The sequence below is a fragment of the Methylophaga sp. UBA2689 genome, from assembly GCA_002354555.1.
Taxonomy (GTDB): domain Bacteria; phylum Pseudomonadota; class Gammaproteobacteria; order Nitrosococcales; family Methylophagaceae; genus Methylophaga.
On the sequence record DELT01000106.1, the window covers coordinates 60,913 to 72,835 of the forward strand.

Here is an 11,923-nt window from a genome sequence, read left to right on the forward strand (position 1 = left end):
TATGGTTTAAACAGCAATACGATTTTGCATCATGGTTAACAGATTATTCAGACGATCGCGCATTTCACGGCGGTCAATAATCATGTCGATGGCACCATGTTCCAGCAAAAACTCACTGCGTTGGAAACCTTCTGGTAATTTTTCACGAACGGTCTGTTCGATAACGCGTGGACCAGCGAAACCAATTAAGGCTTTAGGTTCAGCCACATTGACATCACCCAGCATTGCCAGACTGGCTGAAACGCCACCCATAGTAGGATCGGTCATCACCGAAATAAACGGGATTCCAGCCTCTTCTAGTTGTGATAAGACAGCACTGGTTTTTGCCATTTGCATTAGTGAAAACAGGCCTTCCTGCATGCGTGCTCCACCACTGGCGGCAAAACATATCAACGGCAGTTTTTTCGCTAAAGCAACCTTTGCAGCACGGACAAATTTTTCACCGACCACGGAGCCCATTGAGCCCCCCATAAAACCAAAATCAAACGCAACAACCACAACAGGAAGGCCTTTAAGCGTGCCTTGCATGGCTAACAATGCATCATTCTCACCGGTATTTTTTTGCGCCTGGGTAATACGATCACGATAGCGTTTACTGTCTTTGAATTTAAGGGGGTCGACAGGCTTAACTTCGGTCCCAATTTCCTGGCGATTCTCTTCATCAAGAAAACTTTTCAGTCGATCACGGGCATTTATCCGTTGATGATGATCACATTTGGGACACACCATCTGATTACGCTCAAGCTCAGCCCGATAAAGCACATTGTCACATGCCGGACATTTGCACCAGACACCTTCAGGTACCGAGCGGCTGCGGCCACTGGTGCGGATTTTCGACGGTAGTAATCTTTCAAACCAACTCATTTTGTCACCTTATCGCTTATTAGGCCGAGACGCTGGCTAAATCACGCGCATTAATTGCATGACGCATTTCAGCTAACAGACTTGCTACTGCTGCGGGTAATTCCTGCGGGCGATTGGAATGTTCTTCTATGCAACGTACCAAAGTACTGCCCACTACTACAGCATCAGCTACTTCCGCGACAGCTGCGGCTGAACGGCCATCTCTGATACCAAACCCCACACCAACCGGTAACGAAGTGTATTTACGAATTTCTTCAAGTTTGGCGGTGACTTCATTAATTTCCAATGCGGCAGCACCCGTCACACCTTTGATCGAAACATAATAAATAAAGCCTTTGGCATATTGGGCAATTTTCTGCATACGCTGTGCCGATGTCGTTGGCGCAACCAGGAAAATCGTATCAATATCATTTACGTCCATCAGTCGCAGGAATTCATCAGACTCTTCTGGTGGCATATCAACAGTCAAAACACCGTCCACCCCGACAGCCTGTGCTTTTTTGGCAAATTTTTCGTAACCCATTGCTTCAAGAGGATTGGCATATCCCATCAGCACAATTGGCGTATGGTTATTTTTTTCTCTGAACTGTTTCACCATATCCAGAATCGAATCCAGCGTGACATCATTTTTCAATGCCCGTTCACAGGCCTTTTGGATCACAGGACCATCCGACATGGGGTCAGAGAAAGGTACACCAAGTTCGATAATATCGGCACCGGCATCCACCAAAGCATGTAACAGTGGTACGGTTACCCATGGTTCAGGATCACCTGCCGTCACATAAGGGATTAAAGCAGTTTGCCCATCTGCCTGAAGATTTTTAAAACATTCTTTAATACGACTCATTTTATATTCCTCAGAAATTCAGACCAGCCATGGCTGCAACCGTGTGCATGTCTTTATCACCACGTCCTGAAACATTAATAAGAATACTTTGATCCGCTGACATCGTTGGGGCTAATTTTGAAACATAAGCCAATGCGTGGCTGGTTTCCAGAGCCGGAATAATGCCTTCAGTGCGTGTCAGTTCATGGAAAGCATCAAGAGCCTCAGTATCCGTGACTGTAACGTATTGTGCCCGGCCGATATCTTTCAACCATGCATGTTCAGGACCGACGCCAGGATAGTCCAGTCCGGCTGAAATGGAGTGAGTTTCGGTAATTTGTCCCGCAGTATCCTGGATCAGGTAAGTTCGATTGCCATGCAATACGCCGGGAGTTCCGGCAGAAAGTGGAGCTGAGTGCTGCCCTGTCTGCAGACCATGACCAGCACCTTCAACACCAATCATTGCAACAGATTCATCTTCAATAAATGGATAGAACAGGCCAATGGCATTCGACCCACCACCGATACAGGCAACCAGCGTATCTGGCAGTTTGCCAGTGGTATTGATCATTTGCTGGCGGGCTTCACGACCAATTACTGATTGGAAGTCCCGAACCATCGCTGGATAAGGATGTGGGCCGGCAACCGTACCGATAATATAAAAAGTGTCATCCACATTGGTGACCCAGTCACGCAAGGCTTCATTTAAAGCATCTTTGAGCGTTTTTGACCCAGACTGAACCGGTACCACTTCTGCACCTAAAAGCTTCATTCGGTAAACGTTCATTGCCTGGCGCTCAACATCTTCTGCGCCCATATAAACCACACATTCCATACCTAAACGGGCGGCAACCGTAGCGGTCGCTACACCGTGCTGTCCCGCACCTGTTTCAGCGATAATACGGGTTTTACCCATACGCTTAGCCAGCAAAGCCTGACCAATCGTGTTGTTAACTTTATGGGCGCCGGTATGATTGAGATCCTCACGCTTAAGATAGATCTGGGCTCCACCCAGTTTCTTTGTCCAGTTTTCAGCATGATATATAGGTGATGGACGGCCTACAAAGTCAGCCAGATCTTTATCCATTTCAGCTTGGAAGTTTGGATCATTTTTATACTGTTTATAGGCTTCTTCTAGCTCATAAATAGCACCCATCAGGGTTTCGCCAACAAAGCGACCACCATAAGGTCCAAAATGACCTAATTCATCTGGGTAGTTTTTAAAATAGTCATCAATCTGTATATCAGGCATTTGCCACCTCTCGCATGAATGCGCTTATTTTATTATTACTTTTAAGTCCTTTCGACTCTTCTACACCGCCGCTTACATCCACTGCATAAGGCGAGACCTGCCGAATAGCTTCTGCAACGTTTTCAGTTGTCAGACCACCGGCTAATATCAGCGGCTTGCTAACTGCAGTAATCATGGACCAGTCAAAGGTCTGTCCGGTTCCCCCCGGCACACCTTGTTGATAGCTATCCAGCAATAAGGCTGAAGCTTCAGCAAAATGCTCATCAGCCTGTATTAAATCGGTTTCAGTCTGCATTCTTACCGCTTTGATATAGGGCATATTGAATTGAGCACAATACTCAGCGGATTCATTGCCATGAAATTGCAACAAACTTAATGGAACCTGTTCAAGTGTTTGCCGCACTTTCTCGGCAGTTGCATTCACAAATAAACCAACAGCAGATACAAAAGGTGGCAACTGCGCAGTAATTGCGGCAGCCTGTGCCATTGTCACAGCACGAGGACTTGGTTCATAAAAAACCAACCCGATAGCATCCGCCCCGCTTTTTACAGCAAATTCAGCATCTTGACGACGCGTAATGCCACATATTTTAACGCGGGTTCTCATTTGGGATTATCAGCTTTCCAGAAGTTACTAGAGTACTTTACCAGAGCACTGGAAAACCTGACACTGTTGGCAGGAAAAATTCATCCGGATAAACGACATCGGTCAGATACAGACCTTGAGGTGGGGCGGTAACACCAGCCATGTTACGGTCTTGACTTTGTAGAACTTGTTGAGCCCATTCAACAGGTCTTTTTCCCTCCCCAACAGGAACCAATACGCCCATCAGGTTACGCACCATGTGATGCAAAAAAGAACGGGCTTCAACATCCACAGCAATGCAATCATCACGGCGAGTGACAATCAATTTATCAAGGGTTTTTATCGGACTTTTTGCCTGACATTCCTGTGCCCGAAATGCCGAAAAGTCATGTTGGCCAAGCAGGCTATTAGCCGCCAGCTGCATTTTTTGTTCATCAAGCTTTTTGTATACCCACCACATACGTTGATGATGCACACTGGAACGACTGTCACGATTGAGTATTAAATAACGATAACGGCGTTTTATCGCACTGAACCTGGCGTTAAAGTTTTCTGACACCGGTTTTACCCATTTAATACTGATATCGTGGGGTAAGTTGGAATTCAATCCCAATAGCCAGTTTCGTTCTTTCCGAACAGCTTCGGTATCAAAATGCACCACCTGATTTAATGCATGCACTCCTGTATCAGTTCGGCCAGCAGCAAAAACTTCTGTCGGTGTATTGGCGATTAGTGATACGGCTTTCTGCAATTCGCCCTGAACAGTCCGTTGTTTTGGCTGAAACTGCCACCCATGAAAATTACTGCCGTCATACTCGACACTTAACGCTAACCTCACATCAGAACTCGTTATGACAAAGTGTCGAGCAATTCCTGCGCTCGTTTTTTCTGTTCATCTGTACCCTGCTCAAGGACTTCTTCGAGGATACCTCTGGCACCTTCAGGATCACCCATATCTGAATACGCTGCTGCCAGATCCAGCTTGGTTTCAGACTCATCAATTGAGTCGAAATCACTCAGATCGAAATCAAGTTCATCATCATCAGCACTGCTATCCAGATTCAGATAATCTTCGATAACATCAACATCTTCGGTTTCTGTTGGTTCTTCAGTTTCAAAATTGGTGAGGTCCAGCTCATCAGCATCTAAAGAATCTACAGATAAAACCTCCTCAGGTTGCTGATCTGACACATCGTCTGTCTCATCAATATTCAAGTCCAGAACGTCTGGTGCAGAGGAATCCGGCTGCAACACATTATCCTGTTCAAAGTCGATTCGCAGATCATCATCTTCGGGATAAGTATCAGTTTCAGATTGTTCTAGTTCAGCTTCTGAGTCTTTTTCTGCAGATGTACTGCTATCAAACTGCAACAAATCCTCTTCATCACGTTGGTAGACTTCTTCAGTCTTGGAAGTAGTGGTTGAGTCTGTTTTGTAATCATCCAGATTGAAATCTATATGATCCGACTCCTCAGGCTCAGAGGAGGTCTCCATCACTTCTTCTTCAGTTTCAACATCACCTTGTGGCTCATCCTCAGTATCCAAGCTGGTTTGTACTTCCTCGGTGGATTCTTCAATAGCAACCTCAGCTGCTTCAGAAGATTCAGCAAACAAAGGATTATGTGGTAATAGCTGAGCGCCCCAGTTTCTTACATCAGGCCACTGCGGATCATTTTCGTCAATGCCCGAGGTATTCAATAACGCAATGAAATCTGCAGATTTTTGTTGTTTGTAATAAATGAATAATAATTTTGCAGTAATTTCCTTATCTTCCGGTGCCTGTCGATGAGCTTGTTCTAGGGCAGTTCCTGCTTGAACATAATCGGCATAACCAACAAACATATCAGCCTGTTCGACCAGTTCATCAACTGATTTGGTTTGGCTTGCGGTTGTTGACTCTTTCTCCTCGGCAACCGGCGTGACAATATTCACACTACCGGTTTCGGCAGTCGTGGTCGCAGGTTTGTTTTTGTTAATTTTACTGACAGCATCATCCCAACTGACTTCACGCTGTCCACGACGGATAATCATCCAGATAATTAAAAGCAACAATAAGATTGCCAGTAATGATTCAACCTTATGTGCTATTACAAAAGCTTGGACCCGCTGGTACAGAGAATCCAGCTGTTGCTGGTCTAGATTCAGTTCCTGAGCAGCTTCAACTATCGCAGCATCAACCTCTCCAGCAGCTGTTTCCAGTTCTGCTGTCTCTGATGCCTCTACAGTATTTTCATCCAACTCAGAAGCAGTCAGTTCGGGAGAGTCAGCATTGGTGACAGTTTCGAGTTCTGTCGACTCATCAGCGATATTGTCGTTACTTTCTGTTGGTGACGCTTCTTCCTCAGTTAATGCTGCATCTGTTTCAACATTAGCAATATCAACCGGTTGCCAGTCATCATCAACATCATCCGGGTTGGTTGCCTCTTCAGATGGATCATCTAGATTAGTATTATTGTCGCCGTCATTTAATGCTTCACTATCAGCTTCACTGTTTTCCAGAATGGTGTTTGCTTCATCTACCAGTGTCGCTAAATCCATTTGGGTTTCGTCTTGTTCGAGCAAGCTTTGCAGTCTTGCCATATCCGCATCTTTAAGCGAAATAAGGCGACGCATGGTATCCAGCTGACGTTCCATCGCGTCCATACGATTTTTGAAATCAATATTTTCCTGAGTTTGTGACTCTATGGTTTCCTGGGCAAGCGTTAACTGTTCACTGATTCGCTGTAAGTCAGGATCACCATTAATTTCCGGATCTGCCTCCAACAAACTGTTTTCTGTTGCAGCGATTAACTTTAAGCGTGCACTCTCAGCATCTGAGATTGCTTCTTCGCTCTCTGTTAAGTTTGATGGATCTTCAGCATCGTTTGCCGCTTCAATTTCTGGTTCAATTTCGTTATTTTCTGCTGCTGCATTATTTTCCGATGCGGAAATATCATCAACAATGGCCACAGGAGAAGCAGTCTGAGCAAGATTGCGTTGTTGCCATTCGAGGTTTTGCCTATCTACAGCAGCTTTTGCTTCATTGGCAGAAAGGCGGGTAATTTCTTCTGTTGCAGGAATTCTAAGTGTACTGCCCGCGTAAAGACTGTTCACATTGTCTTGCTGAAATGCCCGAGGATTTGCATTAAGCAGACCAATCATCATCTGCTGCATTGTAATATCGCCTGAAGGGCGTGTTCTCTCGGCGATGCTCCATAAGGTATCGCGGGACTGAACGTTATATTGCGTAACGCGATCAGATGCAGAGGCTGTCCGACTTGGAGAAGTTGTGGGTGGAGTAGCAGGAACCGTTGGTTGTGAAACAGGTGTGCGTGACGATTCTACAGTATCACGACCGCGGTACAGCTCTTTAGGTGGATCCAGCAGCACCGTATATTCGCGTAGTAATTTTCCCTGACCAGTGGTTGCCGCCAGTAAAAATCCCAGAAATGGTTCTTTGATGGGAATATCAGAAGTGACCAAAATCCGGGTGGAATCACTTTCTTCAATAACTTCAAAATTCAGCTGGGTTAATAAAAAGCTGCGTTCCAGTCCTGCTCGTTCAAAATCTTGGGATGAACCCAACCTGACCTCAAGGTTACCCTGTTCATCATCCTGAAGAGCATTGACCTCAATCTCTGCCCTGAAAGGTTCATTCAAGGCAGAGTATAAAGTTATCTGCCCGAGGCCAAACGCATAACCCGGTAAGGGAGTTAATAAACCAAGTGCCGCAGCTACCGACAAACTGGTCAACGTTTTCTGTTTCATTTAACTCCCCTTCCTTGACAATCTCAGCAATGCCTAGAGGTATCTATCTACCAGAAGTTCAGCAATTTGCACACTGTTTAGTGCCGCCCCTTTACGGACATTGTCTGAGACAACCCATAAATTCAAACCATTTGGATGTGAAATATCTTCACGAATACGCCCTATATATACAGGATCCTGCCCAGAGGAATCTGTGACAGCTGTTGGATAACCACCATCTTTGTGTTCATCAATCACCACGATGCCTTCAAACGCTGATAGCAGTTCTCTGGCTTTTTCAGCAGTGATCTTGTCACGGGTTTCAATATGAATGGCCTCAGAATGACCGTAAAAAACAGGCACCCGAACTGCAGTTGGATTGACCTGAATTGTCTCATCACCAAGGATTTTGCGAGTTTCCCAAACCATTTTCATTTCTTCCTTGGTGTAACCGTTATCCATGAAAACATCGATTTGAGGAATTACATTAAAGGCAATCTGTTTCGGATAAACTTCAGCTTCTACCGGGCGACCATTCAAGAGAGCAGCAGTCTGCTTGGCCAGCTCATCCATTGCCGGTTTTCCACTTCCGGATACAGCCTGATAGGTACAAACGTTAATACGAGTAATCCCCACAGCATCGTAGATGGGTTTTAACGCCACCAGCATTTGAATGGTAGAGCAATTCGGATTAGCGATAATGCCACGCTTTTTGTAACCGGCCACAGCATCTGGATTCACTTCAGGCACAATCAGCGGTACATCATCGTCGTAACGGAACTGTGAAGTGTTATCGATAACAATACAGCCTGCAGCAGCCGCTTTTGGCGCATAGATTTCAGAAACACTAGCCCCGGGAGAAAACAAGCCTATCTGTACTTTGGAAAAATCAAACTCTGCCAAATCTTCTACCATTATCGATTTATTACCGAACTGTACAGTTGAGCCAGCTGAACGCTCACTGGCCAATGCATACACTTTACCTACGGGAAAATTCCGCTTATGCAAGATATCCAGCATGGTTTCACCAACCGCACCAGTAGCGCCTACAACAGCAACATCAATTTGTTTAGTCACATTTCACCTAAATTCTTTTGTTACAGCGCTGCCACAACGGCATCGCCCATTTCAGCAGTGGTCACGCGAGTCATTCCCGCGGAGAAAATATCTGCTGTCCTTAAACCCTGATCCAGAACTTTACTTACGGCTTTTTCAATACGATCTGCAAAAGCCGGCTGATCAAGGGTGTAACGTAACATCATAGCAGCTGACAAAATCGTTGCCAGTGGATTGGCAATGTTCTGACCAGCAATATCAGGAGCTGAACCGTGAATAGGTTCATACATTCCCTTGCCGTTTTCATCAAGCGACGCCGAGGGCAACATACCAATCGAACCGGTCAGCATTGACGCACAATCTGACAAAATATCGCCAAACATATTAGTGGTCACCATAACGTCAAACTGCTTTGGTGCCCGTACTAGCTGCATTGCAGCATTATCAACATACATATGACTTAGCTCGACATCGGCATAGTCTTTGGACAATGTTGTCATCGTCTCACGCCACAATTCGGTACATTCCAATACATTGGCTTTGTCAACAGAACAAACACGACTTTGGCGTTTACGGGCAATATCAAATGCCACGCGTCCAATGCGATTAATTTCACTTTCGCGATACACCAGGGTGTTGTAGCCCTCTTTCTCGCCATTTTCCAGAGTACGGATCCCTCTGGGCTGACCAAAGTAAATCCCACCGGTTAATTCACGAACAATCATTAAATCCAGACCCGCCACAACTTCTGGTTTCAGGGTGGATGCATCTGCTAATTGTGGATATAACAAAGCCGGACGTAAATTAGCAAAAAGGTTTAATTGTGAACGAATACCCAATAAACCTTTTTCAGGTCGCACACTGATATCCAGTGATTCCCATTTATACCCTCCCACTGCACCTAACAAAATGGCATCTGCTTGTTTGGCCATCTGCAAGGTTTCATCAGGAAGCGGACTGCCGGTTTCATCATAGGCGGCGCCACCAATCAGACCATATTCAAGTTCAATCGCCAAACCATCCTGTTTAAAAGCATTTAAAACCTTTACCGCTTCGGCAACAATTTCCGGACCGATTCCATCACCGGCCAATACTGCAATTTTCTTTGTCATGAATGTTATTACTTATAAATGGAAAAAAATATTAGGAAAACAGCCACGGCGTTTGTTCACGACGACGGGCCTCGTAAGCTTTGATTTCATCAGTATGTTGCAGGGTCAGGCCAATATCATCCAGACCTTCTATCAGACAATGCTTTTTAAAGCTGTCTATTTCGAAATGCAGGACTTCACCATCAGGCAATAAAATGCTCTGTTCTGGCAAATCAACGGTCAGTTTATAACCTGGAGTAGCTTCGACCTGATGAAATAGTTTTTCGACCAGCTTTTCATCAAGTTGTATTGTGAGAATGCCATTTTTACTGCTGTTGCTAAAAAAGATATCAGCAAAACTGGGGGCAATAATCACTCGAATACCATAATCTTCAAGCGCCCAAACCGCATGCTCACGGCTCGATCCACAACCAAAGTTTTCACGTGCCAGTAATATCGTGCCATCCTGATAACGTGGTTGATTCAATTCAAAATCGGGATTAAGCGGACGATCTTTACAATCCTGTCCCGGCTCGCCATGATCCAGATAACGCCATTCATCAAACAGATTGGGACCAAAACCACTGCGCTTGATCGATTTCAGAAACTGTTTCGGTATGATGGCATCCGTATCGACGTTTGGTCGATCCAATGGGATCACGATTCCTGTTTCTACGGAAATTTTTTGCATGTTTACCTCTAACGTTCTTATTGTCAGCACCTTTATACAACCGGCTGCATTATTTCTATGCGGCTGTCTTTTTTCCAGTAAAAGGCTCTTTTTTGTTTGTGTGCTTATGTTTCGATGATATGAATCATGTCATAACTGATATCAAAAACTTGCAAAATAATACCATTGTTTAGACAGACATATTTTGATGCAAGCAATCTTTTGAACTTCAACGGACTTGTTGAATTTCACTTTCTATTGAATCGTGCTGCTGGATCAATTCATCAATTGACTTGGTCAGCTCACTGTCCAGCGAACCTTTAAGAACCACAATTTCAACACGACGATTTATTGCCCGATTCTCAATAGAATCATTTGGGGCCAATGGGCGGGTATCAGCATAGCCTTCAAGCACAAAACGTTCCGGTGGAATCGTATTGTACTTCAGCAGTTCGTGAACCACTGAAGTCGCCCTGGAAGTAGATAACTCCCAGTTGGAACGATAACGGGAAGTATTAATTGGAATATTATCAGTGTGTCCTGCCACGGCAATCAGCCCGTCAGTCTGCGTTAACACTTCATTAATTTTTTTCAGGATAGGAACAAAGTTCTGGTTTAATGTGGCGTCGCCAGAAGGAAAGGAACCTCGCTCACGGATTCGGATAACAATACGGTTGAGCTGATTTTCAACAACGATCAAACCACGTTCGATTTCAGATTCCAGCGCTTCTTTAAACTCCTCAACTTCCTCGGCGACTTGCTTTGCCTGAGCTTCAGCAACAGCTTCGGCATCCATAGTGATTTTTAACACATCTTTCGTATCATCAGTAGTTTCCTGTCTGACAATATTCAACGGTGTGGGTTTAGGCTCACCCGGGCTGAATTCCTGTGCAATGATGCTGGTGCCTTTAGGAATGGCTTCATCCACTACCTCTCGCTGCACACCAAAGGCTTTTTCCAGAGACATAACCACCATTTTATATTTGATGGCATCAATTTCGGCGAAAGATAACAACAAAACAAAGAAACACATCAACAACGACATTAAGTCAGCAAATGTAGCCATGTAAGCTGGCAAACCTTTCTTTTGCTGCTTTTTGAAACTTTGCGTTTCACTATCGCTCATAGAATTCTGCCGTCGTCAGCTGATCAAGCTTCGGCCGGGGCTGGCTCTTCAGCATCCCGTTTTGAAGCCGGAAGATAATTTTTCAGTAACTCTTCCAATACTTTCGGGTTCTGACCTTCCTGAATTCCCATCACGCTCTCAATGATAATACTTTTATTCATCAGCTCTTCATTGCTGCGTAAAGCAAGCTTATCGGCTACCGGTAAAGCAAACATATTGGCAATCATTGCACCATATAAGGTTGTCAATAATGCAATCGCCATCGCTGGACCAATTGATTTTGGATCGGACATATTCGAGAGCATCTGAACCAGGCCAACCAAAGTACCGATCATCCCCATCGCCGGAGCGGCATCACCAATTTGCTGGAAAATCTGTTGACCGATGCTATGTCGATTGACCGTTTCATTCATTTCCGTATTCAGGGCTTTTCTGACCACAGCAGGTTCATGACCATCGACTAGCATTCGAATGCCCAGTGCCAATGCAGGATTTTTAACTTCCTGTCGTTCTAATGCCAGTAAACCTTCTTTACGGGCAATACCGGCTAAAACAACCACACTGGAAATAATTTCAGAAGGATCTTCAGATTTATGCAAAAAGGCTTTGGTTGCCGTTTTCATCGAACCAATGAACTGTTTAAGGGTAAAGCGCATCATGACGACGGCAAACGTGCCACCTACAACTATCATGAATGAAGGCATGTTAACAAAGGTGCTCGCCGCT

The 11,923-nt window shown here is 44.9% G+C and carries 11 protein-coding genes; all 11 read right to left on the bottom strand.

The annotated features are described in order from the left end of the window. Positions 1-6 precede the first annotated feature (6 nt). The gene (gene accD, locus B3M51_RS13930; protein WP_292760026.1) at positions 7-864 is read right to left on the bottom strand and encodes an acetyl-CoA carboxylase, carboxyltransferase subunit beta; all 858 of its coding nucleotides are present in this window, start codon (positions 862-864) and stop codon (positions 7-9) included. Positions 865-883: 19 nt separating this feature from the next. Beyond that, entirely contained in the window at positions 884-1,711 is an 828-nt protein-coding gene (gene trpA, locus B3M51_RS13935; protein ID WP_292760028.1) for a tryptophan synthase subunit alpha, read from the bottom strand. 10 nt (positions 1,712-1,721) lie between these two features. After that, the gene (gene trpB, locus B3M51_RS13940; protein WP_292482407.1) at positions 1,722-2,942 is read right to left on the bottom strand and encodes a tryptophan synthase subunit beta; all 1,221 of its coding nucleotides are present in this window, start codon (positions 2,940-2,942) and stop codon (positions 1,722-1,724) included. Next, entirely contained in the window at positions 2,935-3,549 is a 615-nt protein-coding gene (locus B3M51_RS13945; protein WP_292760030.1) for a phosphoribosylanthranilate isomerase, read from the bottom strand. Before B3M51_RS13945 ends, trpB begins: the two co-directional genes overlap by 8 nt. Before the next feature lie 37 nt (positions 3,550-3,586). Further along, positions 3,587-4,366: a tRNA pseudouridine(38-40) synthase TruA gene (truA, locus tag B3M51_RS13950; protein ID WP_292760032.1), complete on the bottom strand. Its 780-nt coding sequence runs from the start codon at positions 4,364-4,366 to the stop codon at positions 3,587-3,589. Between the two features lie 11 nt (positions 4,367-4,377). Continuing rightward, positions 4,378-7,275: a FimV/HubP family polar landmark protein gene (locus tag B3M51_RS13955; protein WP_292760034.1), complete on the bottom strand. Its 2,898-nt coding sequence runs from the start codon at positions 7,273-7,275 to the stop codon at positions 4,378-4,380. Between the two features lie 33 nt (positions 7,276-7,308). Further along, complete coding sequence (locus B3M51_RS13960; protein WP_292482416.1) at positions 7,309-8,331, bottom strand: aspartate-semialdehyde dehydrogenase; 1,023 nt, start codon at positions 8,329-8,331, stop codon at positions 7,309-7,311. 20 nt (positions 8,332-8,351) lie between these two features. After that, the gene (gene leuB / locus B3M51_RS13965) at positions 8,352-9,422 is read right to left on the bottom strand and encodes a 3-isopropylmalate dehydrogenase (RefSeq protein WP_292760036.1); all 1,071 of its coding nucleotides are present in this window, start codon (positions 9,420-9,422) and stop codon (positions 8,352-8,354) included. Positions 9,423-9,453: 31 nt separating this feature from the next. Further along, on the bottom strand, positions 9,454-10,092 hold the full coding sequence (gene leuD / locus B3M51_RS13970) for a 3-isopropylmalate dehydratase small subunit (RefSeq protein WP_292760038.1): 639 nt from the start codon (positions 10,090-10,092) through the stop codon (positions 9,454-9,456). A gap of 208 nt (positions 10,093-10,300) precedes the next feature. After that, the gene (locus tag B3M51_RS13975) at positions 10,301-11,197 is read right to left on the bottom strand and encodes a MotB family protein (RefSeq protein ID WP_292482423.1); all 897 of its coding nucleotides are present in this window, start codon (positions 11,195-11,197) and stop codon (positions 10,301-10,303) included. A 23-nt stretch (positions 11,198-11,220) separates the two neighbouring features. Then, on the bottom strand, positions 11,221-11,923 hold a 703-nt coding region (pomA, locus tag B3M51_RS13980; RefSeq protein ID WP_292760039.1), incomplete at its 5' end, for a flagellar motor protein PomA.